This is a genomic window from Candidatus Villigracilis proximus, from assembly GCF_016717045.1.
GTDB lineage: Bacteria > Chloroflexota > Anaerolineae > Anaerolineales > Villigracilaceae > Villigracilis > Villigracilis proximus.
The window spans coordinates 202,798-227,972 of record NZ_JADJUO010000004.1; the positions used below are offsets into that span (position 1 = coordinate 202,798).

Here is a 25,175-nt window from a genome sequence, read left to right on the forward strand (position 1 = left end):
TTATGTGGTTTGTCGTTCGATCAGATTAAGCGGAAGATTGATATGTTGCGGCGGACGCGATGGGTCTTCGACGCGTGCGAGCAATATCTCGGTGGCAAGTTTTCCAGACTCATCCAAATGCTGGCGGATGGTTGTCAGGTCAACGTGTTCTGCCACATCAATATCATCAAAGCCGACAACAGCGAGGTCATCGGGGACTTTAATATTTAATTGACGCGCAACTTTCATAATACTTAACGCCTGAGTATCTGAGGCGGCAAAGATGGCAGTTGGCGGTTTGGGCAGACTGAGCAATTCAAGCGCCGCTTGTCTTGATTCTTTTTGGGTATAAGGAGCCGAACGGATATACGTTTTGGATAAAGATAATCCTGCTTCTTGCAGTGTTTGCGTAAACCCTGTTAAGCGTGATTGAACAGGGTGGATCGCAAGTCTTTCCGGAGGTTCAATGTCACCCAAAAATCCAAAGGACTTATGTCCTTTGTTGATCAGATGCTCTGCGGCCAGTTTGCCGCCGTGTTGATCGTCAATTGTGATGCTGTTTAACTGCGGGTGTGAGTATTCGATCAGGACTGTTTCCATGCCGTTGATGGACAAACGCTGCGCATCCTGATCTCCAATCGACAACGACATAATGATCAATCCGTCGATGTTTCTCATTAAGGGGATGGAGGAAATATACCCTTGCAATTGGTCCAATGATCTGACCGGATAGATCAGCAGTTCATAATTTTCTTTTGATAAAGCAGAAGCAACTCCTCTAAGTCTTTGCACAAAGGAAGGTGCCGTGAAGAAGGGGGTGAGAACACCGATGCGGCCTGTGTTCTGCATGGCGCGGGCGCGGGCTTCTGCTCTTGGAATAAATCCAAGTTGGTCAATGGCATCCATGACGCGTTTTTGCGTTTCGGAGTTTACTTTATCGGGCGCATTCAAAACGCGCGAAATCGTTGAAATACTAACCCCGGATAACTGGGCTACATCGTAAATGGTAGGGGATTTTTTTTTGGGAGGCATGGTTTTGGGTGAAAGCACTTTCAGTGTAGCATATTAAGTTGTGAAGCGTCAATCTGGCGCTGTGGAAAAAATAAGGCAGTTCCAGGGTTGAACAATTTTAACGCGAACTTCACGATTTTTCTTTATCCGCAAATTTAGATTGATGCACTTCTGATAAACATATTAGGCCGAAAAAATATAGCCAGTAGGCACCTTTACCTATGACACGGCAAGGATGTTTACTGGCTATATTATCCACCAATTCGATTTGTTTGTTTAACTCTCCAACATGTGACGGGCTTCTTCGTGCATCCACTTGCGGCCATCACGGGCCAGCATGGTGTTGGCTTCGGCCGGTCCCCAGGTGCCGGGTTTGTAATAGGCCAAAGGCGGAGCGAGGTTGGCTTCCCAGGCTTGCAGGATCGGATCGATTAATCCCCAGGCGGTTTCCACTTCGTCGGCGCGGGTGAAGAGTGATGCGTCACCTTGTAAGGCATCAAGCAGCAGGCGTTCATAGGATTCAGGAATCGCGGTCTGACCAAAGGCTTCAGCGTAATTAAATTCCATGTCCACTGAGCGGGTGTCTGAAACCGTGTCAGGCGCCTTGGCCTCGAAGCGCAGATGAATCCTTCATCGGGCTGTAGATACAGCACCAGCATATTGGATGCGGTTTTATGTCCCGGCGCCATCGGGAACATTGCCAGCGGTGGTTCCTTGAAACTGATAATGATCTGCGAATGTTTCTCGGCTAAATTTTTACCGGAGCGCAAATAGAAGGGCACACCCTGCCAGCGCCAGTTATTGACATACAGCCGCAGCGCCGCGTACGTAGGTGTGATCGAATCCGGCTTGACCTCGGCTTCGTTAAGATAGCCTTTGTATTGCGCGCGGACTGTGTGCTCTGCCACAGCCGAACCGGTGATCGGTTGGATGGCGCTTAATACTTTTACTTTTTCATTGCGCAATGAAGAGGCTTTGAAAGAGGCGGGCGGTTCCATGGCGACCAGCATCAACAATTGCAACAGGTGATTCTGGAACATGTCACGCAGTACGCCTACGCTGTCGTAATATCCGGCGCGATGCTCAAGGCCAACTTTTTCGGCCACGGTGATCTGCACATGGTCAATGTAGTTGCGGTTCCAGAGCGGTTCAAAGATGGTATTGGCAAAACGTGTGAACAAAATATTCTGCACGGTTTCTTTGCCAAGATAATGATCGATGCGATAGATCTGATCTTCGTTCAGTCCCTTGTGAACTTGATGATTTAATTTCTGTGCCGAAGCCAGATCTGTGCCGAAGGGTTTCTCCAACACCACGCGCCGCCATCCGCCGTTCTCGTGGATCTGTTCTGTTGCACCAAGCTGTTCGATGATGTTCGGAAAGAGAGTCGGCGGAATGGCCATGTAATATAACCGGTTGGCCGTACCCGCTTCCAGTTCAGAGAGACGATCCGCCAGCTTTTGAAAATCCGCTGTCTGGTCGTAACGTCCCTGCTGATAGAAAAGATGAGGCGCGAATGTCGCCCATTCCTCCGGCGTGAATTTGAATCCGGCGAATTGTTTGGCTCCATCCTGCAAGTGATTTCTGAATTGTTCATCTGTAAACGCGGTGGCGCCAAAGCCCACAATTGAAAAGGCTTTGGGCAAACGGCCCTTACGCGATAAATTCAACAAAGATGGAATGAGCTTACGCTGGGTAAGGTCACCTGATGCGCCGAAGATGAGAACTGAAACGGGGAGGTCTTTATTCATGTCGCCTGCTGATTACTCCGCCTTCTTGATCGCGTGCCCGCCAAATTGATTGCGCAGCGCTGAAAGCATGCGCGCCGAGAAATTCTCTTCGTCGCGGCTGGCAAAGCGCATTTGCAAAGCGAGTGTGATGATCGGGGCGGGAACGTCCAGGTCAATTGATTCAAACACGGTCCAGCGGCCTTCGCCGGAATCCGCGACCCAGGGTTTGATGTCTTCGAGTTTGGCATCTTCCTTCAACGCATTGGCCGCCAGATCAAGCAGCCATGAACGTACCACGCTGCCGTGCTGCCAGACCTCGGAGATCTGCGCGAGATCAAGACCAAATTCTTCCTTGGCCTTCAAAATGCTGAAGCCTTCGGCAAAAGCCTGCATCATGCCGTATTCGATTCCGTTGTGGATCATTTTTGTGAAATGGCCTGCGCCATGCGGACCGACTCGTCCCCAGCCTTTATCTGCCGCAGGGGCAAGCGTCTCAAAAATGGGACGCATCTTTTCCACCGCCTCAACCTGTCCGCCGATCATCAGGCTGTATCCTTCGCTGAGACCCCAGATGCCGCCGCTGGTGCCGCAATCTACAAAGTCAATTCCCTGGGCTTCAAGCTGCGCCGCATGGCGGACAGAATCCTTGTAATTGAATTGCCGCCGTCAATCACAATGTCGCCTTTTTGTAATAACCCTTCCAGTTTGTTGATCGTGTCGTCTGTGGCCTGTCCTGATGGAACCATGACCCACACGATGCGCGGCGCATTTAACTTGCTGACGGCATCTTCCAATGAGCTTGCGCCTTCTGCGCCGAGCGCGACCGCTTCCTTTACTGTTTCAACACTGCGCGCAAAACCAACCACGCGATGACCGCCGCGCACCAAGCGTGTAGCCATGTTTAATCCCATTTTTCCCAAACCGATGATTGCGAGTTCCATTCTCTATTGCTCCTTTAAGTTGATAGCGGAGTTTCCTCCGCTTATTTACATCTGATTTCAATGTGTAGCGTGAATTTACAATTTACTTGCTGCTGCTTCATCTACCAGCCAGAAAATTTCTCCATCTGTCGGGCGAATGCGTTGTGCTGGCAACCGTTGGGGATGATATACCCCATTTATGATGTTGGCAAGTGTCTCAGACTTACTTTGTCCGATTAACATAAAGGCTGTACGTCTCGCTGCGTTGAGTACAAGCGGAGTTAACGAAACGCGCCGCGCGGGGCGGTCTTGATAATTTGCGGTGACAGCGATCACTGGCACTGTCTCGTCCACTGGGGAGCCGGGGAATAATGAAGCGGTATGTCCGTCATCGCCCATGCCGAGTAATACAAAGTCAAAGCGCGGCCATGCGAAGGGCGCTTCAGCAAAAGTATTTAATACGCCTGCATAATCATTCGCCGCATCTTCCGGTTCCAATTCTGATGCCACACGATGAATATTTTCCAGCGGCAGCGGCACATGATCGAACAGTGCCTGTTTGGCCTGAAAATAATTATTGCCCGGGTCATCTTTTGGCACGCAGCGTTCATCTCCCCAAAAAGCATGGACCTTGCTCCACTCGATCTGGTCGCGATAGGGCGGGCTGGCAAGTAGTTCATACAAAGGCTTCGGTGTGCCTCCGCCTGAAAGAGCCGTGAGGAAACGTCCACGGGCGGCGATGGCTTGCGCGGCTGAGTCGATAAATAATTGCGCGGCGGCGATGCTTAACGCCGGAAGGTCTTTGTAAATTTGTATTTTCGGTTCCATTCAAAAAGTGTAACATAAAGATTTGATGAAATCCAAATTTTTTTGCGTAAGGTCAGTTTATCCTCAGACCCGAAGGGGTGGCCCTTCGGGTTTGGGGATTCTGCGCCACAATTTATATCGTGCCATCCCTACGGGATTGTTTACTGGGTAACATCAGTTAATTAACTTCTTGTTACAATTCGTTTATGACCAGACCTTATGTAGTTCCCCTTGAAGAGATTCGGCGCGAGTTGATGGTGATGAACTCGCGTTTTATTGCCACGCTTGCACCGGCATTTAATATTGATGAGGCGCGCGCATTTATGGCGCGGATTCGCAAGGAATTTGCAGATGCTTCGCACAACGTGCCGGTGTATATCATCGGCGGCGGAAATACGGTAACAGAATATTTCTCTGATGATGGTGAGCCTTCAGGCACTTCGGGCAAGCCGGCGCTGGCGGTTTTGCGCGGCAGCGGATTGGGCGATGCGGTGCTGGTCATCACGCGTTATTTTGGCGGTACATTGCTGGGAACGGGGGGATTGGTGAAAGCCTATACAGAGTCGGCGCAGTTGGTGGTCCATGCTGTGGGGCGCGGAGAGCGAGTCTCTGTGCATGTGGCGCTGTTGGCGATCCCCTATAATTTGTTGGAGCGGGTACGTTTGATAACGGCACGCAGAAACGGCGGGATATTAGGTGAAGATTTCGCCGGCGATATTACGCTGACCGTCCGCTTCCCTGTGGATGTGTTTGATCTGTTCCAGTCGGATTTAAGGGAACTGTCTGCGGGGAAGATTCAGGCGGAGATCATTGAGACGAAAGAGATGATCGTGCCAGTTGCGGTGTGATATTTTTCGGGGAGAAAATATAAATATCGCCGCACCCGTTATCAGTTAAGGGTGCGGCGTGTTGAGGCGGGGGAAATGTTTGAGCGTTGGAATTTCGATTAAGAAACAAAGCGTGATGCGAGCGTTCCGAGTTGGATCGGGCTGATGGGTTTTAGTAAAACGAGATCAGCTTTGTGTTCGAGTTCATTGGCGCTGCGTTCATCGGCGGTGGCGAGGATGACGCGGGTCTTTTCAAATTGTGAGTTGGCGCGGATGTAATTGAGAATTTCTGTGCCTGATGCGCCGGGCAGGTTGAGGTCGAGGATGACGATGGCGGGCACCATGGTTTTCAAGCTGACGCAGAGCTTCGCTGCCATCCATGCAGGTTGTGATCTCGAAAGTGTTTTTTAATGAAAGAGAGAAGATGTTGTTAAGTTGAGGATCATCTTCCACGATCAACGCAGTGGGTTTGCTCATTTTTTATTCTCCGTATTGTGTTGGATGGGCAGAGTGATGGCAAAGGTGCTTCCCTTCCCCACTTCGCTCTGTAGGTTGATTTCGCCGCCCATTAATTCTACCAGTTGTTTGGTGATGGAAAGCCCGAGCCCCGAGCCGCGATTCTCGCGTGTGATGGAGTTATCGATCTGGCGGAAGGCGTCAAAGATGTAGGATTGTGCTTCTGCTGGAATGCCCACTCCGGTATCTGAGACCTGGATCACCCATTGTTCGGGGATGGGGCGGCGAAGGCTAAGATGTATTTCACCTTTGGCTGTGAATTTAATGGCGTTGCCGACAAGATTGATCATGATCTGTTGCAGGCGCTGCATGTCTCCGGTGAGTGTTTCGGGCATGTCAGGGAAGAGAGTGGTAGTTAATATTAGTCCCTTGTTCTTCGCGAGGACGGACATGGTGGTCTCAACCTTTTTTAATATTTCTGCGGGGAAAATTTTTCGCGCTTCAATACAACAGACCTGGTTTCGATCTGGGCTTCATCCAGCAGGTCGTTAATGATGCTGGTCAGATATTGTGTGCTGGCCATGATCTGTTGGGTCGCATTTTTTTGTTCGTCTGTGAGTTTGCCGAATGTATCGTGATGTAATAATTCAGCGTAGCCGATCACACCGCCCAATGGAGTGCGAAGTTCGTGACTGACTCTTGCAAGCAGCTGGCTTTTTAATTGACTGGCTTCCAAAGCCTGATCTCTGGCGATGAAGAGCGCTTCGTATGCCTGTTTTAGTTTTGTAATATCACGCGCCACGGCTTGAACGCCGAGGGGTTGACCGTTCTCTATGATGAGCTGCACGTTTTGACCGAGCCAGATTTCCTGTCCGCTGGCGGTCTTGGCGATAAACTCATGATAGGTGGTTTGCTTGTGTTCAGCAACCTGTTCTTTATACACACGGATTAATTCGTCATGTGAAGCGGGTGCGGCCAATTCGAGAAAATGTCTGCCAATGACCTGCGACTCTTCAGTGAAGCCGAAGAGTTTCATGGCGGTTGGGTTGAAGTATGTGAACCGGCCTTCCATATCGGCGCGGTAGATAAGATCGCTGGCGCTTTCCACGATCTGTCTAAAGCGGACTTCGCTTTCCAGCAGGAGTGTTTCGGCGTGTTTGCGTCCGATAATTCCTGCGATCACATCTGCCACTGTGTGCAGGAATAATTCTTCATCTTCTGATTTTTGATGTCCGTGAGGCAGATAAAGCACGATGACGCCTAACACTTTATTGCCCGACATGATCGGAATATTATAGTGGCCGTGGTCTTCCATGCCTTGATATGTGATCTCGTGTTTTTCGTCGACACAATCTGAAAATTGGATCTGGTGTGTGGCGGCAGCCTGCCCGCACAGACACTGTCCAAATTTAACGTTCGCGCACAGGGTATGCAGAGGAGAAGCAAGGTTTTTATGTGCTTTTAATACCAACACATTGGGTTGATCTTCCACCAGGAAGATTCCGCCTTTGGGGGTGAGTGTCATCCAGGAAAGGGATAGGATTTCATCCAGAATGGACGGCAATAAATTATCAAGTGAGATATCTTTCAATCCAAGTTCCAACAGGGAGCTAAGGCTTTTTTGCTGCTGAAGATTGAAATTAAGTTTTTCCTCGGTGCGTTTACGTTCGGAAATTTCAGTTAAAGCAGAATCGTACAGGTTGACATTATCAAGCACCAGTCCCAACATGCGCGAGAAAAGAATTCCGGTTTGGATCTCTTCGGCGGTAAATGTGTGATCTGGTTTGGTTCTGCCTACGGCCAGAATGGCAACGCATTGGTTGTTTACCAGCACAGGGAAATCGGCTGTGGCGGATAAACCAGTGTACGAAGCCACTTCAGTACGCCGCCCTGACCATGCTCCATAGTCATCCAAGACAACAGGCTCACCTGTATCATGTGCCTGCCATGAAAGCTTTGATTGCTCACGGGTGGAGCGTTCACCGATCAGATTGGATTGATTCTGTGTGGTGGAGGATACGACCAATTCTTCGCCTTCGATCAGGTCAAACTCTGCGTAGGGTGCATCAAGCAGGTCTGCGGCACGGTCCACGATGGCTTGAAACAGGTCGGCAGGATTGCGGCGATTTAATAGGTCGAGTGTGATCTGATGCAAAACAGAAAGATAGTCATTTTGTTTTTCGAGTTGCTCACGTGCAATGCGCTGTTCAGTGACATCCTGCTTGATCGCGATAAAGCGCAGTATTTTCCCCGCTTCATCTGTGACCGGGGCAATGGTCTGCTCTTCGATATACAGACTCCCATCTTTGCGGCGGTTGGTGATCTCGCCCTGCCATACTTGTCCGCTATTAACGGTATGCCATAGATTTTGATAAAAGGCTTTGTCGTGTTTTCCTGATTTTAATAGATTGGTAGTTTGACCGACTGCTTCCTGTAGTGTGTACCCAGTAAGACGGGTGAAGGCGGGGTTTGTCCATTCGATCCGGCCATTAAAGTCCGAGATCACGATCGCGTTGTCTGCGGATTCCAGCGCCACGCGTTGCATGTGGAGCTGCTCTTCGGCCTGTTTGCTTCTGGAGAGATCGCGTACGATGACCAATCTCACCACTTTTTCACCTATGCTCTGGGTTTGTCCGCTGACCTCAACTTGAAAGACTTCCCCGTTGGCGCGCTGATTTAGCGTTTCGATGGTTTCCCGTATGGAACTGCTTAGTGTTCCTGTGCCCGGTAATATGAGAGCCATATCTGCCGGGACCAGATCTCGTACGGTTTTGGTTAAGAATTCATCATAGGTGTAGCCATACATTTCACAGGCAGCCTGATTAACATCCAGTACTTCTCCTGATTCACTTTCCACGAAAATGGCTTCCTGCACGCCGTCGAATATGTCGCGATAGCGTGACTGGCTTTCACGTAATTTCTTTTCGGCCAGTTTGCGTTCGGTGATGTTACGCATACTGCCTTCCGTGCCGACCGGACGTCCGCTCGCATCGAAAAATGCGCCGGCTGTGACCGAGACAAAGAGGTTGCTTCCATCCTTCTTTTTCAGGCGTACTTCGAAGTCGTTGACAAAACCTTTTTCGACGATCGCAGTTACCAGGGCTTCATAATCCTCAGGGAAGGCATAGAACTCAACAACGTTAAGCCCAATGATTTCCTTTTGTGTATATCCGGTTTGTTTTTCAATGGATGGGCTTACGCTGGTAAGCGTGCCGTGATAATCGGTCTCGTAAAGTACATCTTCAAGGTTTTCATAGATGCGGCGGTATTTTTCTTCACTTTCCCGCAGGGCCAGTTCCTGTACCTTGGTCTTTGTAATATCACGCAGCAGGAGCAGACGTCCGATGAAATTTTTTCGCTTGTTGTATAGCGGAGATACCCCCAGCTCGATCCATTTTTTTTGGCTGCCTTCCCCAAATATAACCTCGTCGTGAACTGTTTTCTGGTGATTAAAAATATCGGGCCAGGACTTGAAGTTCTCTCTGATATCCCGGCCGATCGCTTCTTTTGCGTTTATCCCGGTCAGCTTCCGGGCTGTCGGATTGATATCTACAACGTGATTCTGTTCGTTCAGCACGATCACGCCGTCGCTCATTTCTTCAACGATCAACTCGCGCGCAACGGGACTGATATCCAGCATACGATATTGGAACAGGGCAAAAGAAAAGCCAAGGGTGGTGACAGTAAAGGCAAAGGGAGTCAGATCGATCAGCACGCTTCCTGTAAAGAACAGAATATTACTTATCAGCGGCGCGAAGATGGCGATAACGAATGCTGCAATTTGCCTGCGATACATGTTTTGATAGTTGGCGTATGTCCACTGAAGCAGCAGAACTGTGGCTGCCAGAATCAGGAGATAGCTAAAGGAAACATAGATCAGATTGATCACACTGCGTGTAAAGACCAACACCAAAAATGGTCCGCTTTGGACAAGTTCGTAGGTGGGCCAGTATAGATGATGTAATTCGTTTGTAAATGTGAACAGGGTAATGATGATGGATAAGCCAAAGAGCCCCCACAACAAAGAGCGGGTCACCCATTTCTTGTGGCCGGTGTATTCAAGGGCAAAAAGAAACAGATAAGGCGTTACAAAATTTGATCCTATTTGTCTTGCCGTGTTCCAGAATATCTGGGCATCCATGTTCGTGCCGGCGGTAATTTGAAGCAGGTAACAAATTCCCCACCAGACCGTGGAAAATATCAGCAGGCCAAGCCACATCGCGCCCGGTGCAGATTGACGCCGATGTTTCCATACTTGAATGCCGATCAAAATGGAAATGACCGGAGATAATAGAAGTGGGATCAAATAGATAAAAAATTGAAGTTGCATCGGAATTCCTTGGTCTGGCTGCTTTTATTGAATGATTTTACCTTATTCATTTCCTGTAAATGGTTGTCAAATTGTGACATTTATTTTTACAAGTTCTTCATATTTCTTTCGCATTCCTTCCACCTGTTTCGTCCCCCCGGATCATAGAATATTAAAAGTTAGTTACATAAATAAAGGAGAACAACATGTCAAAACAAAACTTAACCAAACTCTTTCTTGATCTCGGCACCTTCGTTGCCCTATTGATCGCAAGCGCACCCCACTTCACCGGAGATGCCATTCACGAGTGGCTTTCACTCGCACTGGGCGGCGCAATCATCGTCCACCTGCTATTGAACTGGAACTGGATCGTGCAGATCACGGCTCGTCTGTTTGCGAAAGTTGCGAAGGGTCAACGTTTCAACTACATTCTTAACTGGGGCCTGTTCGCCAGTGGCATCATGATCATGCTCTCAGGGCTGATGATCTCCAAGACTGTGGTGCCATTCTTTGGAATTTCCCTGCCCGAGAACATGTCCTGGAAACAACTGCATGAACTTTCCACCAATATCACCATGATCTTAATGGGCCTGCACATTGCCACTCATTGGAGTTGGATCACGAACATGCTTAAGCGGATGCTTGTTCCCCGCGCTGCCGCTCCTGTCATCTCCGCCCCTGTATTGTCCATGCACAGAAAGGATGCATAATCATGAAAATGATCTTCAAAGTACTGGTAATTCTTGTTGTCGCAATTCTGGTCGGCGGATTATTCTACGGAGCAGTGACCGCCAGTTCCTCTGGCACAGACCAGACAGCCATGTCTGAGCGGCCACACTCTGAAGGAGGTTTTGAACGTCATGAAGGCGGTGAATCTGGCGGAATTCAATTCCCCGCTGACGCAGTAAAAAACCTGCTGATTATCACAGTCATCGCGACACTTTATGTGAATATCTCCCGGTGGATTAAAAAAGCTGGTTCGGTTTCAACAGAAAACCCTGTAATTTCCTCCTGACAAGCTTAATATCCACCGCCTCCATCTTCCATCCCTTCTGAAGCGAAAATTCAGAAGGGATTTTTTACAACATCTTCACAATTTATCCGTAATTTCCCTACCATGAAAATTTGAAACCCCATAAAATAGTGAAACTACACAAGGAGATAATATGACTAATGAGGTATCAAAAGGCGCTGTAAGCCAGACAAAAAGTAAGTGGTGGGTGGATGTTTTGATCTTTATCGGATTTTTGATCACCATGGACCCGCACACCAGCGGACTCGCCATTCACGAATGGTTGAGTCTGTCCATGATCGGGGCGATGGTTGTCCATTTGTTATTAAACTGGGATTGGATCGCAGAGATCACGCGCCGGTTTCTGGGAAAACTGGGCGGACAAAATCGCATCAACTACATTTTGAACTGGCTATTGTTCATCGATGGAACGCTCATCATGATTTCCGGCATTATGATCTCGGAAGTGGCCATGCCATTAATGGGCTTTGAACTTCCGTTGGGATTTGCCTGGCGCAGACTGCATGATATGTCTGCCAATATCGCTTTGCTGCTGCTGGGAATTCACACGGCTTTGCATTGGAACTGGATCGTGAACACATTCAATAAATATCTGATCCAGCCTGTTGTGCGGTTGTTTTCTGCCAAACAAAAGAAGGATGTTTCATTATGATGAAAATCCTTGGACGAACTTTGTCATTCTTGCGGTCTTCGCTATTTTCTCAGGTTTGATGGTAACTGCGGTCAACGCGAGCGGGGCAAATCTGCCTGATTTTGACGGCACTCCCCAGTTCCGCCCCGACGGCGATGGGGATGGTTTCAGACCTGAAGGCGGTGAGAACCGGCGTGAACGCGGCGAGGGTGGTTTGAATGGTCCGCGCTGGCTGTTTGGGCTGATCAAGAATGTGGGTGTGATGGCGGTGCTGGTGACGATCATTGTCTGGCCGAAGAGTGTGGCGAAGAAGAAAAAGAAGAATTCAGGAAGTAGAACCATCAAAAGCGAGTGATAAGTGACAAAAGAGGCGTTCCAAGCGGAACGCCTCTTTTTACCTGTGATTTGATTTATTTGATCTCTTACAAAAGTCTGTTTTTTTTACCACAAAGGCACAAAGTCTCAAAGACTCGAAGAAAAAAACTTAGTGACTTAGTGGTTTATTATGCATTAGTTAGGCAAGAGGTCTATTGTTGTATAAGCGGCAAGTGGATAATGACTTTTAATCCTTTGCCTTTTTCGATTTCGGCCCAGATACTGCCTTTGTGCATTTCCACAATGGACTTGGCAATCGCGAGACCGAGACCTGATCCGCCGTCATTGCGGTTGCGCGCTTCGTCGGCGCGGTAGAAGCGGTCGAAGAGATGGGCGGCGTCTTCGGGGGTGACTCCGTTGCCGCTGTCTTGAATGCTGATCTCTGCCTGTTTGTCATTTTTGTTTATGGTGATGGCGACGCTACCTTCTTCGGGGGTGTAGCGCAGAGCGTTATCGAGGATATTCGTCAGCACTTGCGAGAAGCGGATCGGATCAAGATTCACTTGCAGAATAACAGGAGCAGGTTCCAGATTAAGGGCGATGCGCTTTTGATTGAACTGGATCATGTAATGGGATTGGATGTCGCCCAGTAGTTTGTTAATGTCCACGGGTTGGAATTCCACTGAGAGTTCGCCCGCATCGGCAAGGGATAAAGTGCGCAGGTCTTTGACGAGTTGTTCGAGTCTTTCGGCTTCTTCGCGGATGATCTCGAAATTTTCCTTCGAGGGCGGCAGGACGCCATCATGCACGGCTTCGGCATGACCGATGATCAGGCTGAGCGGTGTGCGCAGTTCGTGGGCGATATCGGCGGTCATTTGTTTGCGCAGATTGAAAGAGCGATTGAGATCGCCGTTCATTTTGTTGAAGGAGGCTGCGAGCTCGCCAATTTCATCACGCGAGCGGACAGGCACTTGCTGGCCGAAATTTCCGCCGGCCATTTCATGTGTGGCTTTGGTTAACTCGCGAATGGGACGGGTGATGGTGCGCGAAAGAATGGCGCCAAAAATAAATGCGAGGATGATCGTGCCAATGGCGGTGAGAAAAAGAGAAAGATCAAGCCTTTTGATAAATTCGTCTTCCATGGGGTCGCGTTTATCGGGCGGCCTTTCAATCAGCAGATGCCCAACCGTGATGTCGTTGGCTTTGAGGACGATCGATTGATTGAGCACATCCAGGCTGACGGTATCGCCAATTTTGTGCGCGAAACTTTCCATAACGACGACGCCTTGAATATCGGTGACGCAAAAATTGGAGGGCTTATCACCCTGCGGACCAAACTGGGTGGCGGTGCGCCCGAGGCGCGCGGTGTTGACGTTATCCCAGGTGTTGTTGGTTTCGTAATATTTGACAAGTTCCTCAGCCAGTTCTGTTTCGTATTGATTGGAAATAAATTTATCAAATTCGCGGTTCGTGGAAAAGCGGATGGACGCCACGATCACGCCGATGCTGATCAGGCTGACTGCAAGAAATGCGAGGATGAGTTTGGTGGTGATGGAACGCATGGATTAAGCCTTGCTCAAGCGATAGCCCACGCCGTAGACAGTTTCAATGCGATGCGGTTTGCGCGGATCTTCTTCCACTTTGGCGCGCAGATTTTTGATGTGCGTATCAATGGTGCGTTCGTAGCCTTCATAGCGCACACCTTGAATTACATCGAGCAGATCGAGGCGCGAGAAGACGCGGCCCGGGCGCCCATGAGGGCGGCGAGCAAATCAAACTCGGAGGGGTCAGATCAATGCTGCGTTCGCCGACCAGCACTTCACGGCTGTCGCGGTCTAAAACAATATCGGCCACTTTGAGCGTTTTGCCAGTCGGTTCAGATTTGCCCATGCGGCGCAAGACATTGCGCACACGCGCCATCAACTCACGCGGCTTGAACGGCTTAACTACATAATCATCCGCGCCAAGTTCGAGGCCGATGACCTTATCGTCATCTTCCACTTTGGCGGTCAGCATGATGATCGGTGTATCGTGTTCGGCACGATGAATGCGCATGAAGTCATAACCGTTCATCTCAGGCATCATAATATCGAGAATGATCAGGTCTGGGTTTTCTCTGTCTGCAACGGTCAGCGCTTCCCTGCCGTTATAGGCCGTGGCAACACGATAGCCTTCCTGTATAAGATAACTCTCAACAAGGGAGACAAGGCGTTTTTCATCGTCAACGATCAGAATGGTTTGAGGCATGGGTTTATTCTTTCTTTTATTTTCAGGTGAACACCCCGAAGATTTTGTAAACTATTTTTGAAACCTTCGGGGTGATGTTTAATTTTGTAATTGCATTATGCCATAAGGAAGGCTGGTTGGCGTGTGAAGAAATTGTGTGGAAATTTACGCGTCAATTTTCTTTTGCAATAATGCGATCACGGCATCAAACAACGCAGACGGGGTGCTGGTATCCATGACGGGCGCGGCGCTGGTGTCACTGCTTGTGGATGTCGTGCCTGTGGATTGCATCCCACCGCCGGGCATTCCGCCCATGTCAGGCGGTCCCCCGCTCCCATATCCGGCGGACCTCCCGCGCTGGTAGCTGATTCAGCATCCGAAGAGCTTGTGTTTCCGCTGCTGCCTTGGCTGATGGCGAACACATCGCGCATGGACAGGCTCATGCCGTCTATGGCTTGAGTCTGCTCTGCGGTCAGTGTCTCTTGAATTTGCGCAACGAGTCCGTCGATCTCTTCCTGTGCGGCGGTGTCGCTGTCGTTTAAGTCCTGTAAAACATAAAACATGGGCAGCAGTTCTGCGGCTTGCTCAGAAGGGACCGGATAGTCTGTCTCTTCGAGGTTGATGGTGCCGAGGACAAGTTTGGTTTGCACGGGCAATTCCGCAGCGTCGGGTCCGCTGCTCGGAGCAGAGGCAGGTGTCCCTGTGGAAGATGCGCAGGCGGTTAATGTCAACGCGAGGAGGGTGATTGAGGTCCAGAAGAATTTTTTGTTCATGATAAGTTTCCTTTTATTTTAGCTATGGAGTCCAGCGGCTTGCCGCTGGTGTATGTGGAACAGCTTGCTGTTCCACTCCATAAAAAACCATCTTATTCATATCTCAACGCTTCAATAGGATCGAGCAGTGCGGCTTGATTGGCGGGATAATAGCCAAAGAAAGCGCCGACAATGGCAGCGGAACTAAAGGCGAGCGCGATCGAGCTAAGTTGCACCACGGTGCGCATATCGCTCAGTGCGCCAAAAATATACGCGCCGCCCACACCAACCAGGATGCCGATCAGCCCGCCGACGATACTGAGCATCAGCGCTTCGGTTAAGAATTGCAGGCGGATATCATCAGGCGTGGCGCCGACAGATTGACGAATGCCGATCTCGCGTGTGCGCTCGGTGACGCTGACCAGCATGATGTTCATGATGCCGATACCACCGACGATCAACGAAACGCCCGCGACCCAGGCCAGCAAAGAACGAAACGCGGACGTGGTTGACTCTTGCGTGGAAATAATATCCTGCTGTGTGGTGACGGTGAAATCTGCGGTGTCGAGTGTTAACTCATGGCGTTTGACAAGCAGCAGTTCCACTTGCGTGATAATGTCGTCAATGTTTTCATCGGGGTCTACTTCCACATAGATCATGCGGATGCTGTCGCCCATGATGCGGGCGAACATGGAAGGCGTGAATTTTTGAAAGACAACGGTGATGGGCATGAAGACGTACGAGTCGTAATCAGTAGTGCCGACGATGCCTTTTTCTTCCATGACACCGATCACAGTTAATTTTGTCGTGCCAACTGTGATGACCTGTCCGATGGGATCGTCTTCGCCGAATAATTCTTCGGCAATGGCGGAGCCCAGCACGACCATTTTTTGTTTGCGGTCTATTTCCTTGTCGGTGAAGTAACGTCCATCGGCGAGTTCCATATCACGCACAGAAGGAAAGCCCGAAGTGGTGCCGAGAATGGAAACATCGTCAAAAGATACATCGCCGAATTTGACAGTTTCACTTGAGCTCTGTTCAACCACCACCGAAGTCACACCGCTGACTCCATCTTCGATGGCGGCGGCATCGTCGAAGACCAGTCCGCCGGTGGGCGGCTGACCGGGTCCGCCGCGAGACATGGAACCCTGCACAAAGATCAGATTGGAACCGAGTGAGGTGATCTGTTCCTGAATGGTGGCTTCTGTCCCTGCGCTGATGGCGACCATGATGATGACCGCCGCCACGCCGATGATGATTCCCAGCATCGTCAGAAACGAGCGGATCTTATTCTTGAGGATCGCTTCCCAGGCGATATGCGCGGCTTCAGACAGTTTCATATTGCACCTTCTTATTTTTCACTCCGTTGTGCCGTTATGAATCACAGTATCTACTACGCCATCCAATAAGCTGATCGTGCGCTGGGTATGCGCCGCGATCTTTGGGTCATGAGTCACCATCACGATGGTGGTTCCCTGTGCGTGTAAAGTGTGTAGTAAATTCATGATCTCTTCACCCGAGCGGCTGTCGAGATTACCGGTTGGCTCATCGCCGATGACCAGCACCGGATCGTTGATCAACGCACGCGCAACGGCCACGCGCTGCTGCTGTCCGCCGGAGAGTTCGTGCGGCTGATGATTGATGCGTCCAGATAGTCCGACCATATCTAATAATTTTTCGGCTTTTGCATCCGCTTCTTCCTGTGACTTTGGATTTGCATGGTCATACAGCAAAGGCAAGGTCACATTTCGCAAAGCGGACGTGCGTGCCAGCAAATTGTAGGATTGAAAAATAAATCCGATCTTACGGTTGCGGACTCCCGCCAATTGAACCTTATCTAATTGACTGACATCTTCACCATCTAAAAAATACTGGCCGGATGTGGGACGCGAGAGGCAACCCAAAATATGCATCAGTGTGCTTTTGCCCGATCCCGATTGACCCATGATAGCTACGAACTCACCCGATTCAATGGTGATGCTCACGCCGTTGAGCGCGGCCACGCTGATGTCGCCCATGCCATAGACCTTGGTAATGTCCATTGTTTCGATGATCTTGCGCTTCCCGTTCATTGTGTCTCCGCGATACCGGTTGTGACAACATCGCCGGGGTTTAATCCCGATGTGATCTCAACAGAAGTTAGATCTTTGATACCGATCTCCACCATTTGCAAGCGCGGAACTCCGTTCTCCAAAACAAAGACCGCGTATTTACCATCACCCGCATCATGCAAGGCTTCCACCGGAATGAGAATCGCGTCAATTGCTTCACCGCCGATCACATCCACTGCCGCGCTGGTGCCGAGCGGCAGGTTGAAAGTGTCATCGTCCACGGCGGTCAATTGCACAATGGCACGCACTGCTGAAGAACCAGATTCGGTATACAGGCCGGGGTCAATCTGAGTCACGATGCCTGTAAATGTAGAGTCAGGCAAAATATCGAAGATCACTTCTGTCGGGTACCCCGCGCTGACATTTGCCCAATCAGACTCATCTAAAAAGACTTCGAGATACTGCTGGCTCAAATCTGCAACAGTCATGACCGAAGTGGTGCCGACTGTGTCGCCGATGCTCATATCAAGAGACATCACTGTCCCGTTGATCGGTGAAACCAGCGTAGTGCCTGCCAAATCTACTTCAGCAGCTTCAAGGTCAAGTTGAGCCTGTTCCAATTCAGTCAGGCCGGAACCCGTCGCATTCTCGGGGACTTCTCCGCCGGTCAATGCCGCGTACAAATATTCCGCTTCTTGAAGTGTGGCCTCAGCCTGCGTCAACGCGGCGCGTGCTTCTGCGATCTCTGCATCCGACGGCGCAGAAACAGATTTAAGTCCGCTGGCCTTATCAAAGACAGTGAAAGTATTTTTGATGTATTGATGATCGTAGTAATACCAAACGCCGCTGAGTTTATCTTCCACATAATCCAGATACTCTTCCGCTTTTTCTGCGCGGCTTGCAACTCTGCATCATTGGGCGCACTTGCTGCGGCAGCCTTCGCTTCTTCAAGTTTCAGCGTTGCCGATTCCACTTCTGTTTCCCAGTAATACACAGCCGGACTGATCAAATACGAAACCTGATTCACCGCAGTTACAACTTCCGTTTGCGCGGCGGCTACTGCTTCTTCCGCGGCGGCAACAGATGCAACAGAAGTCAACTCAAGCAACGTACGTTTGGCTTGAATGTATTTAATTTGTGTACTCGAGTCATTGATCGTCGCAAGCACATCGCCGGCTTTCACCGTATCGCCAACTTTCACATTGATCTTGTTCACTTGTCCGCTGGTGGTGAATCCCAGATCCACTTCATCCACCGCGATCAAAGTTCCGGTGCCGCTTGCATACAGGATCAAATCACTCTTTCGAGCGACAGTTGTTTGCAGCGTGTCGGTCGTTGCCGTTTCCGTATCCACGGCAGTCATTTGATAATACGCAACGCTGCCGCCGATCACCAGCAGTGCAACAACTGCGATCATCCACCAGGTCTTTTTCCCGAATTTCGAGAACAACCTTGAGCCTTCAATTTTCCCCACACCTTTTGTAAAACGGACATTGAATTTTGACAGTGTTTCCATTTGCAACCTCTTTGTGAAATTCTTTTTGATACCTCAGTATATAAAAAGGCTATGGAGAAGCTGTCATGGAATCATGTGGAAATCATGCGGATTAAAAAACGCCCGCCTCTTTCGAAGCGGACGCCTGATTCTGTTCAATTAGATTTCTCTACTCTGATTCTTTTTTCTCCTCAACCTCCACACTCGGAGTTTCCTCTACCACTGGAGCAGTAGCCGCCACGCGGGTAATTCTCCAGCCGCTCTTCTTCACCAGCGTATATCCAAACCAGCCGAGAAGTCCCAGCAAAGCGACATGGATCAACCCGAAAAGAGGGGAGCGGAAGTTCATGCCGCCGCGATCATTCCCAAATCCTTTGTTGCGGGAATTGCCTTGCATGGATTGCGGCCCGCCATTGTCGTGGAAATTTCCCTGCATGGACTGTGGTCCATCGTTATTCTGGAAATTGCCCGGCTGATTTCCACGCATCGCCTGCGGCCCGCCGTCAAAATTGTGAGCGAAGGCAGGACGTGCAAAGGATGCATTTTGCATCATTCCGGTACGGAATCCCGCACCTGCTACAACTACAAGCACAACGAGAGTCAACAGGATGCCCAGTGTATAGTTCAACCATTTATTATTTTTCATTTTTTTATCTCCGGTAAAGAATTTTGAAGTTCCGCTTGTCTGTAAGAACAAGGGCCTAAAGCGTGTGCTTTATTGACTCTAGTTTCTCATTACAGAATTACACGGCAGTGGAGAAATTGTGTGAAATTTGTGTGCAAAAAAACAAGCAAAGCAAACAAAAAAGTAGACACGCAGACCCAAGTCTACGTGTCCACCAATTACCAATTACCAATCTACCTATTTACTTGTTTACCCGTTTTCCCCTTCCTACTCATAAGCCAACGTATCCTTCACTGTCAACCTTGAGGCCCTTCGTGCAGGTAATGCACTCGCCAGCGTACCAAGCACCAGTGTAAAGATCAACCAGGCGATGATTCCGCTTGCACCGTAGACAGCAGGCATCGGAGCGGTCAAGATCGCCACACCAACCCCGTAACAAAGCACGTTCGTAATCGGGATCGCCACCAAGATACTGATCGCCCAACTGAGGATGCCGATCACCATGCCTTCGGTAATCACGATCGCTTGAATATCGCCATTGCTGGCGCCGATGGCGCGCATCACACCGATCTCACGCGTGCGCTCCAACACGTTGATGCTCATCGTACCCATCAATCCCAGTCCGCCGACAACCGCGATCAAACTCGCCATGACTAGCATGAAATAAACGAGGATATCCGTCTGTGCTTTCTGATCGGTGATAAAGTCCGCGCCGAGTTGTGTGGAACTGATATTAATTCCGCGCGCTTCAAAAGCGGACTGGATCTGATCGTTGATTCTTTTTTGTGTAGCCGAGTCATGTTGTGAGGTGATGATGCGCAGGGAATACGCCATCTCAGGCTCGCCAACCAGTACGCTCAAATATTCATAATTAACATACAACAACGGCGGACTGATATTTCCGGTAATGCTATACGTGCCCACGATCTGCCAGTCTGTTTCCTTGCCGTTCGCTTCGATCGTTAACCAGTCACCGGGTTTCAGGTCCGGGAAGATTTGCAGCAGATGGTTGCCGATCACGATCGCGTTTTCGTCACCGGGTTGCAGCCAGCGTCCCGATGAAATGATCGGGTCGATCAAAGTGGATGTGGAAGGCGGCGCGACAAACAAAATTTGCGTGCCGGTCTCGTCATCTCCCATCTTGAGCGTGCCGGGATATTCCAGCCAGCCTTCGGCGCTTTCGACACCGGGGATGCTTTCTGCGATGCCGGCTACTTTATCAAAGCGGTAGCCGTGATCAAAGGCCACGTTAATATCCGCCAGAAAATATCCTTGAATATCCACCATCACTTTATCAAAGGAAGCCCACAGATTATAGACAGCGATAAATACCGCACCGCCCAATACCAAAGTGAACAATGTAATACTGAGTCTTGTCTTGCGTCTAAATGTATTGCGCAGTGAAATGCGGATCGGGCGCGGAATCAAAACCGAGTTACGGTTGACTGAGTCATCTTTGGGTTTCGCGTTGCCGCCGAGACCGTAGTCACTCAACGCCTCACGCACAGTGACTTTCACGCTGTTATAGATCGGGAAGATGGCCGCCACCAAAGGCACGACGATCGCCACCACTATCTGCTGTATTAAAGTGGACGTGTATCCTTTATACGGCAGGGTGTAAAAATTCAACCACTCTGCCATGCCGCCGCCGATGTTTTCTGAAACTGCATTCGCCAACGGAACCGCGATCAACAGCGAACCAATTCCAAAACTTAAGATCAACACAAAATACATGCTGAATATTTGCATCGTCCCGCCGCCGATGGCTTTCATGATGCCGATCTGTCTGGTGTGCTGAGTCATCAAGGCTGTGATTGTGTTGACGATCAAAAATCCGCTTAGAAAAACGGTCAGATAACCGAGTACGTTCAAGACAAAGAAGACGCCCTGCGTAATACTATATGCAAAGTGATGACCCGGCTGATACACACTGACAAAATACACAGTCGCACCCGCGCGTTCCATGCGGTCTGCCACAGCCTGTGCCACTTCGGTCACATGCTCCTGATCGGTCTGCTTTTCCAAAACGCTGATCGATAATCTGTCATAGTTGGATGTATTACCACCCAGCCATTCCAGCGTATCAGGTGTGACATATGCATTAACCTGTCGCGCCAGATTATATGGAAAGCCCGTCACCGCGTGAGTGTAGCCAGCGAGTGTGAGTTCGCGTTTTTTGCCGTCGCCCAATTCCAAAAGGATCTTATCGCCGGGTTTATATCCAAGCGAAAGGGCGCTGGCATCAAGGATGGTTTCTTTTTCGCCATATTTTGGAACTACAGTTTCACCCTTTGCAGGTTTGAGTGTGTTCAACGTCAACAGGCTCGGGTCTTCCACGGAAGTGAAACTAATATCCACAAATGTTCCATCTGTGTGGACAATGCGCGCACCGACGGAAGAAAATCCTTCCACTGTATCCACGCCGGGCACAGCGCGCGCCATCTTCACCATGTCATCATTCAACGGATAGGCATACACTTCGCCTTCAGATGGATTCGCAGAAAGATAATCGCCGTCCATGCTTTCGTTCATGTACAGTCCCATGTTGCTGTTGAATCCAACCGCAAATGTACCGACTGCAATGGTGATGATGGTCAGGAAAGTCCGTCCGCGATTGCTCCAAAAATCAGCCCAGACTTTTTTCCAACGACTGCTCATCATGACGCAACTCCACGTTTGGATAAATTCTCACCTTCGTGTTTATCTGCCATCTGATGCAGCGCTTCGCGCGTAACGTCTGACTGTTTCAGCAATTCTGACAGTTGGTCATACCCGATCGCCAACACCTCAACCGGCCCCGCTTCCGAAGCGCGAATGGACGCCAGATGTTTCTTCTCGTGGAAAAATTCCATTTCGCCGAAACATTTTCCCGGTCCGAGTTGAAGCGCGATCACATCCGATTGATTCGGACGCGGCAGGATCACTTCCACCGTTCCTTTTGCGACAACGTAAAACGTATCTGCATTGGTGCCTTCAGAAAGGATCATCGAACCGGCTTCGTAAGTTTGTACTTTTGCATTTTTTGTGGCTTGCAATAATTGTGTAGCGGTCAACGTGGGCATGGCTTTGGCAACATACTCGTTGACAATTTCACCGTCTGCGATCAAGGCTGTGCGATGCGTGCGTTTCGCAAGTCCGCTGTCGTGGGTGACGATGATGATGGTCTTGCCTTTGGAGATCAGATCGTTGAACAAGGCAAAGACAGACTCGGCTGTTTTTGAATCAAGGTTACCGGTTGGTTCATCCGCAATAATTACTGGCGGATCATTTGCCAGCGCGCGCGCAATCGCCACACGCTGCTGCTGACCGCCCGAAAGCGCGGTGGGGAGTTTATGCGCGTGGTCTGCGAGTTCAACCAGTTCCAATAGATCCATCGCGCGTTTGCGGCGCTCGTTCATTGGATAGGTGCGGCAGAAATCCATTGGCAGCATAATATTTTCGATGACAGAGATCATCGGCAGCAATTGAAAAAATTGAAAGACGATGCCGAGATTTTTTCCACGCCAGCGTGCCATCTGGTTTTCGTTTAATTTGTGAACGCCCGTGCCGTTGACCCATACTTCGCCGGTGGTGGGACGGTCAATGCCGGTGATCATATTAAGCAGGGTGGTTTTGCCGCTGCCCGATTTACCGATAATGCTGACGAACTCGCCGGCGTTGATCTGCAAATCCACGCCTTCGAGTGCGTGATAATCACCGACGGCGGTCTTGTAATATTTATTGACCTCGCGCAAATCAATGATGGGACGGTTTTCGATCGACCCATCTTCGGTCTTTGATTTGAAAAATGAAATTGCCATGAGTACCTCTTAACTTGCCAACATCTCACAGAGTGAACAGAGATTTGAAAAAATATCTTTGTTTATCTCTGTTCATCTCTGGTAAAAATTTATCTTCTGTAAAATTTACTGCTCAAATGTGACAACAGCGGTCATACCCCAGCGCATGGCAGGATCAACATCTGTTAGCAGGATGGTCACTTCGTAAACCACATCACCCTGGTTTTCAGAGAAATTATCGCTGACCGAAAGCACGTTACCTTTGAATTCCACACCGGGCAGCGCATCAAATTTGACAGTCACCGACTGGCCTTCTTTGATATTGACCACGTCAATTTCAGTTAAGTCCTTGGTCTTCACAACCCATTGCGTGGTATCGGCGATCGTCACCACCGGCTGACCGGAAGCCTCGAACTCACCAACTTTAAGCTGCAGATCTGTGATCACACCCGGAAACGGTGCGCGGACTTCGGCATTGGCGAGCGCGGCGCGTGTGCCAGCTGTATCTTCAGCGAAGGTGGGATCTTGAAGGGCGTCATAATCTCGTTGAGCAAGAACCAGCCTCGAGTTTGCGTTCTGAGCCGCGGATTCCAATTCCATCCATTGAATGGCTTTGCGGTAACGAGTCCAGGCGTCATCCAATGCTTTTTTGAAGATCTTGGCGGTGCCGGTCACAACTTCCTGTCCGCGTTTTTGGGCATCGGTTAATTGCAGGTTTCTATCGTTGATATCTTTATAGGGTTCAAAATCGGCGCGGGCCTTATCCAAATTTACAAGCATGGCCGCCACAGATTCGGGCGGAGTCATGCCCGCAAAATCAGTAGGGACATCGAAATTATCGAGCTTGAATTGCGCGTCGCGCACTTCTTGATAAGCGGTGGTCAGTTCCTGCGCGGCTTTGGCTTGCGCGGCTTCAAGGGTTTGCGCTTCATTGGATTTCAAACGCGCGATCACGTCACCGGCGGCAACCGTGTCACCTTCCACTTTCAACACTTCGCTGATCAAGCCGTTGGCATTCAGTGCCAGTTCTGTGTAATGGACAGGTTCCAGCCGGCCTTCGGAAATAATGGTCGTATCAGCGATCACGGTCGGGATCGGAGTTGCTTCAGGGGTGGCTGTGGCTGTGCCGCAAGCCGCGATCATCAAGGCAAGAAGGGATAATGTGATTAATTTAATGTATTTCATCTTGATTTTCCTTTTAATAATTTTTAGATCAGGGTTTGTTTTCTGGTTTATTTACGAGCTACTTTGAGTTTGGTTGCACAGATCGCGGATTTCTGTCCGCGCTGACAAATGACGGATTACAATTGGACCCATGCCCCAAATCAACTTGAAGAAATTACAAACGTATCACACGCGGACCTTTCACCTGCCTCCCGCTAAAAGGCTTTCCTCTCCCTCCCAGGCATTGACCTTCGTCAACGCGTGCGGCTTCACATATTTCTGGCCCATCAAAGGCATTTCTCTGCCGTCGTTATGGACTGCTGTTACCGGTGACCGTCCTGTCGCTGATAAACACGACGACCCCGGTCACATCACCTGGGGCTGGAAGGACGACGCGCTTGATAAAAAAATCTGGTACTACGGGAAAATTCTGCGCGGCAAAGCCACCATCATCTCGCTTGAAATAGCCCCGTATTTTTACGCACTCTCGGAAAATTATGGCTCACCCGAAGAGGATTATCTCATCGCCTATCACGAGGGACGATTAACACAAGCCTCAAAACAAGTCTACGAAACATTGCTTGATAACGGCGCATTGAATACGCTTGATCTGCGCAAGATGGCGAAGTTATCAAATGCAAAAGATTCTGAGTTTAACAAAGCCCTTGAGCAGTTACAGAGAGATTTCAAGATTCTGCCCGTTGGTGTAGCCCAAGCCGGCGCATGGAAGTATTCGCATATTTACGAGATCGTCACCCGCCATTATCCCGACCTTTCCGAACAAGCACGGACGATCAAAGAATCGCAAGCTCGTGCAAAATTACTGGAATTATATTTCTCCATGCTCGGCGCCGCTGATCTGCGCGATGTCAATAAGCTATTCGGCTGGGGCAATGATGTGACAAAGAAGACTATTGCGAAATTAGTGGAAAGTGAAAAGTTGACAAGGGCCGAGCATCCCAAACTAGACGGGGAGTGGCTGACGATCAAAGATATCTTGTAAGTCGGGCTGACAGCCCGACTTTTTGTATCCCTTGACAAAAATAAATACACGCTGTATATTTA

23 protein-coding genes and 2 pseudogenes are annotated in these 25,175 nt (G+C 49.7%); 6 read left to right on the top strand and 19 right to left on the bottom strand.

Translation table 11 applies throughout. The features are described from left to right. From IPL71_RS05245 to pgl, 4 genes and pseudogenes are all read right to left on the bottom strand, one after another. Complete coding sequence (locus IPL71_RS05245) at positions 1 to 1,011, bottom strand: LacI family DNA-binding transcriptional regulator (protein ID WP_345319524.1); 1,011 nt, start codon at positions 1,009 to 1,011, stop codon at positions 1 to 3. A gap of 255 nt (positions 1,012 to 1,266) precedes the next feature. Then, positions 1,267 to 2,741 (bottom strand): annotated as a pseudogene (zwf, locus tag IPL71_RS05255) (glucose-6-phosphate dehydrogenase). A gap of 12 nt (positions 2,742 to 2,753) precedes the next feature. Then, positions 2,754 to 3,598 (bottom strand): annotated as a pseudogene (locus IPL71_RS05260) (NADP(+)-dependent, decarboxylating phosphogluconate dehydrogenase); the annotation flags it as partial. A gap of 138 nt (positions 3,599 to 3,736) precedes the next feature. Then, the gene (gene pgl, locus IPL71_RS05265) at positions 3,737 to 4,468 is read right to left on the bottom strand and encodes a 6-phosphogluconolactonase (protein ID WP_345319527.1); all 732 of its coding nucleotides are present in this window, start codon (positions 4,466 to 4,468) and stop codon (positions 3,737 to 3,739) included. 185 nt (positions 4,469 to 4,653) lie between these two features. Between pgl and IPL71_RS05270 the strand changes: the two genes are divergently transcribed. Continuing rightward, the gene (locus tag IPL71_RS05270; protein WP_345319529.1) at positions 4,654 to 5,295 is read left to right on the top strand and encodes an IMPACT family protein; all 642 of its coding nucleotides are present in this window, start codon (positions 4,654 to 4,656) and stop codon (positions 5,293 to 5,295) included. Between the two features lie 98 nt (positions 5,296 to 5,393). Here IPL71_RS05270 and IPL71_RS05275 read toward each other — a convergent pair whose 3' ends face one another. From IPL71_RS05275 to IPL71_RS05285, 3 genes are all read right to left on the bottom strand, one after another. Then, positions 5,394 to 5,651: a response regulator gene (locus IPL71_RS05275; RefSeq protein WP_345319531.1), complete on the bottom strand. Its 258-nt coding sequence runs from the start codon at positions 5,649 to 5,651 to the stop codon at positions 5,394 to 5,396. A 96-nt stretch (positions 5,652 to 5,747) separates the two neighbouring features. After that, positions 5,748 to 6,182 carry an ATP-binding protein gene (locus tag IPL71_RS05280; protein ID WP_345319533.1) on the bottom strand — a complete coding sequence of 145 codons (435 nt, stop codon included), beginning with the start codon at positions 6,180 to 6,182 and terminating at the stop codon, positions 5,748 to 5,750. 17 nt (positions 6,183 to 6,199) lie between these two features. After that, on the bottom strand, positions 6,200 to 10,060 hold the full coding sequence (locus IPL71_RS05285; RefSeq protein WP_345319535.1) for a PAS domain S-box protein: 3,861 nt from the start codon (positions 10,058 to 10,060) through the stop codon (positions 6,200 to 6,202). Between the two features lie 185 nt (positions 10,061 to 10,245). Here IPL71_RS05285 and IPL71_RS05290 point away from each other — a divergent pair, with 185 nt between their 5' ends. The 4 genes from IPL71_RS05290 to IPL71_RS05305 all read left to right on the top strand — a co-directional run bounded on the left by IPL71_RS05290 (position 10,246) and on the right by IPL71_RS05305 (position 12,058). Then, positions 10,246 to 10,749 carry a DUF4405 domain-containing protein gene (locus IPL71_RS05290; RefSeq protein WP_345319537.1) on the top strand — a complete coding sequence of 168 codons (504 nt, stop codon included), beginning with the start codon at positions 10,246 to 10,248 and terminating at the stop codon, positions 10,747 to 10,749. A gap of 2 nt (positions 10,750 to 10,751) precedes the next feature. Further along, complete coding sequence (locus IPL71_RS05295) at positions 10,752 to 11,054, top strand: hypothetical protein (protein ID WP_345319539.1); 303 nt, start codon at positions 10,752 to 10,754, stop codon at positions 11,052 to 11,054. 151 nt (positions 11,055 to 11,205) lie between these two features. Continuing rightward, positions 11,206 to 11,724, top strand: a complete 519-nt coding sequence (locus IPL71_RS05300; protein ID WP_345319541.1) for a DUF4405 domain-containing protein — start codon at positions 11,206 to 11,208, stop codon at positions 11,722 to 11,724. Continuing rightward, complete coding sequence (locus tag IPL71_RS05305; RefSeq protein ID WP_345319544.1) at positions 11,711 to 12,058, top strand: hypothetical protein; 348 nt, start codon at positions 11,711 to 11,713, stop codon at positions 12,056 to 12,058. Before IPL71_RS05300 ends, IPL71_RS05305 begins: the two co-directional genes overlap by 14 nt. Positions 12,059 to 12,230: 172 nt before the next feature. On the opposite strand, the gene IPL71_RS05310 is transcribed toward IPL71_RS05305, so the two are convergent. The 12 genes from IPL71_RS05310 to IPL71_RS05365 form a co-directional block, all read right to left on the bottom strand. Beyond that, on the bottom strand, positions 12,231 to 13,580 hold the full coding sequence (locus IPL71_RS05310; RefSeq protein WP_345319546.1) for a sensor histidine kinase: 1,350 nt from the start codon (positions 13,578 to 13,580) through the stop codon (positions 12,231 to 12,233). Between the two features lie 3 nt (positions 13,581 to 13,583). Further along, complete coding sequence (locus IPL71_RS05315) at positions 13,584 to 13,718, bottom strand: winged helix-turn-helix domain-containing protein (protein WP_345319548.1); 135 nt, start codon at positions 13,716 to 13,718, stop codon at positions 13,584 to 13,586. Next, entirely contained in the window at positions 13,708 to 14,265 is a 558-nt protein-coding gene (locus tag IPL71_RS05320) for a response regulator transcription factor (RefSeq protein ID WP_345319549.1), read from the bottom strand. Before IPL71_RS05320 ends, IPL71_RS05315 begins: the two co-directional genes overlap by 11 nt. A gap of 176 nt (positions 14,266 to 14,441) precedes the next feature. Beyond that, positions 14,442 to 15,017, bottom strand: a complete 576-nt coding sequence (locus IPL71_RS05325) for a hypothetical protein (RefSeq protein WP_345319550.1) — start codon at positions 15,015 to 15,017, stop codon at positions 14,442 to 14,444. A gap of 92 nt (positions 15,018 to 15,109) precedes the next feature. Continuing rightward, positions 15,110 to 16,336 (bottom strand): ABC transporter permease, encoded by a 1,227-nt coding sequence (locus IPL71_RS05330; protein WP_345319551.1) that lies wholly within the window; start codon positions 16,334 to 16,336, stop codon positions 15,110 to 15,112. 18 nt (positions 16,337 to 16,354) lie between these two features. Next, entirely contained in the window at positions 16,355 to 17,068 is a 714-nt protein-coding gene (locus IPL71_RS05335) for an ABC transporter ATP-binding protein (protein ID WP_345319553.1), read from the bottom strand. Continuing rightward, the gene (locus IPL71_RS05340) at positions 17,065 to 17,583 is read right to left on the bottom strand and encodes an efflux RND transporter periplasmic adaptor subunit (RefSeq protein WP_514130744.1); all 519 of its coding nucleotides are present in this window, start codon (positions 17,581 to 17,583) and stop codon (positions 17,065 to 17,067) included. The genes IPL71_RS05335 and IPL71_RS05340 overlap by 4 nt, the downstream gene beginning before the upstream one ends. Positions 17,584 to 17,765: 182 nt before the next feature. Then, entirely contained in the window at positions 17,766 to 18,563 is a 798-nt protein-coding gene (locus IPL71_RS05345) for an efflux RND transporter periplasmic adaptor subunit (RefSeq protein ID WP_345319554.1), read from the bottom strand. Between the two features lie 148 nt (positions 18,564 to 18,711). Then, positions 18,712 to 19,188, bottom strand: a complete 477-nt coding sequence (locus IPL71_RS05350; protein WP_345319556.1) for a hypothetical protein — start codon at positions 19,186 to 19,188, stop codon at positions 18,712 to 18,714. 246 nt (positions 19,189 to 19,434) lie between these two features. Next, positions 19,435 to 21,828, bottom strand: coding sequence for an ABC transporter permease (locus IPL71_RS05355; RefSeq protein WP_345319558.1), 2,394 nt, complete (start codon positions 21,826 to 21,828; stop codon positions 19,435 to 19,437). Continuing rightward, positions 21,825 to 22,967 (bottom strand): ATP-binding cassette domain-containing protein, encoded by a 1,143-nt coding sequence (locus IPL71_RS05360; protein ID WP_345319560.1) that lies wholly within the window; start codon positions 22,965 to 22,967, stop codon positions 21,825 to 21,827. Before IPL71_RS05360 ends, IPL71_RS05355 begins: the two co-directional genes overlap by 4 nt. Positions 22,968 to 23,072: 105 nt before the next feature. Then, entirely contained in the window at positions 23,073 to 24,131 is a 1,059-nt protein-coding gene (locus IPL71_RS05365; RefSeq protein ID WP_345319562.1) for an HlyD family secretion protein, read from the bottom strand. 130 nt (positions 24,132 to 24,261) lie between these two features. Between IPL71_RS05365 and IPL71_RS05370 the strand changes: the two genes are divergently transcribed. After that, positions 24,262 to 25,113: an AlkZ-related protein gene (locus IPL71_RS05370; protein WP_345319564.1), complete on the top strand. Its 852-nt coding sequence runs from the start codon at positions 24,262 to 24,264 to the stop codon at positions 25,111 to 25,113. Positions 25,114 to 25,175: the final 62 nt, after the last annotated feature.

Coding starts and splice junctions, on each gene's coding strand:
- IPL71_RS05275 (WP_345319531.1), bottom strand. CDS start 5,651: ATGGCAGCGAAGCTCTGCGTCAGCTTGAAAACCATGGTGCCCGCCATC.
- IPL71_RS05350 (WP_345319556.1), bottom strand. CDS start 19,188: ATGAAAAATAATAAATGGTTGAACTATACACTGGGCATCCTGTTGACT.
- IPL71_RS05280 (WP_345319533.1), bottom strand. CDS start 6,182: ATGTCCGTCCTCGCGAAGAACAAGGGACTAATATTAACTACCACTCTC.
- IPL71_RS05310 (WP_345319546.1), bottom strand. CDS start 13,580: ATGCGTTCCATCACCACCAAACTCATCCTCGCATTTCTTGCAGTCAGC.
- IPL71_RS05285 (WP_345319535.1), bottom strand. CDS start 10,060: ATGCAACTTCAATTTTTTATCTATTTGATCCCACTTCTATTATCTCCG.
- IPL71_RS05360 (WP_345319560.1), bottom strand. CDS start 22,967: ATGGCAATTTCATTTTTCAAATCAAAGACCGAAGATGGGTCGATCGAA.
- IPL71_RS05340 (WP_514130744.1), bottom strand. CDS start 17,583: ATGTCTCTTGATATGAGCATCGGCGACACAGTCGGCACCACTTCGGTC.
- IPL71_RS05325 (WP_345319550.1), bottom strand. CDS start 15,017: ATGAACAAAAAATTCTTCTGGACCTCAATCACCCTCCTCGCGTTGACA.
- IPL71_RS05305 (WP_345319544.1), top strand. CDS start 11,711: ATGTTTCATTATGATGAAAATCCTTGGACGAACTTTGTCATTCTTGCG.
- IPL71_RS05300 (WP_345319541.1), top strand. CDS start 11,206: ATGACTAATGAGGTATCAAAAGGCGCTGTAAGCCAGACAAAAAGTAAG.
- IPL71_RS05320 (WP_345319549.1), bottom strand. CDS start 14,265: ATGCCTCAAACCATTCTGATCGTTGACGATGAAAAACGCCTTGTCTCC.
- IPL71_RS05295 (WP_345319539.1), top strand. CDS start 10,752: ATGAAAATGATCTTCAAAGTACTGGTAATTCTTGTTGTCGCAATTCTG.
- IPL71_RS05330 (WP_345319551.1), bottom strand. CDS start 16,336: ATGAAACTGTCTGAAGCCGCGCATATCGCCTGGGAAGCGATCCTCAAG.
- IPL71_RS05370 (WP_345319564.1), top strand. CDS start 24,262: ATGCCCCAAATCAACTTGAAGAAATTACAAACGTATCACACGCGGACC.
- IPL71_RS05335 (WP_345319553.1), bottom strand. CDS start 17,068: ATGAACGGGAAGCGCAAGATCATCGAAACAATGGACATTACCAAGGTC.
- IPL71_RS05245 (WP_345319524.1), bottom strand. CDS start 1,011: ATGCCTCCCAAAAAAAAATCCCCTACCATTTACGATGTAGCCCAGTTA.
- IPL71_RS05365 (WP_345319562.1), bottom strand. CDS start 24,131: ATGAAATACATTAAATTAATCACATTATCCCTTCTTGCCTTGATGATC.
- IPL71_RS05270 (WP_345319529.1), top strand. CDS start 4,654: ATGACCAGACCTTATGTAGTTCCCCTTGAAGAGATTCGGCGCGAGTTG.
- IPL71_RS05355 (WP_345319558.1), bottom strand. CDS start 21,828: ATGATGAGCAGTCGTTGGAAAAAAGTCTGGGCTGATTTTTGGAGCAAT.
- pgl (WP_345319527.1), bottom strand. CDS start 4,468: ATGGAACCGAAAATACAAATTTACAAAGACCTTCCGGCGTTAAGCATC.
- IPL71_RS05345 (WP_345319554.1), bottom strand. CDS start 18,563: ATGGAAACACTGTCAAAATTCAATGTCCGTTTTACAAAAGGTGTGGGG.
- IPL71_RS05290 (WP_345319537.1), top strand. CDS start 10,246: ATGTCAAAACAAAACTTAACCAAACTCTTTCTTGATCTCGGCACCTTC.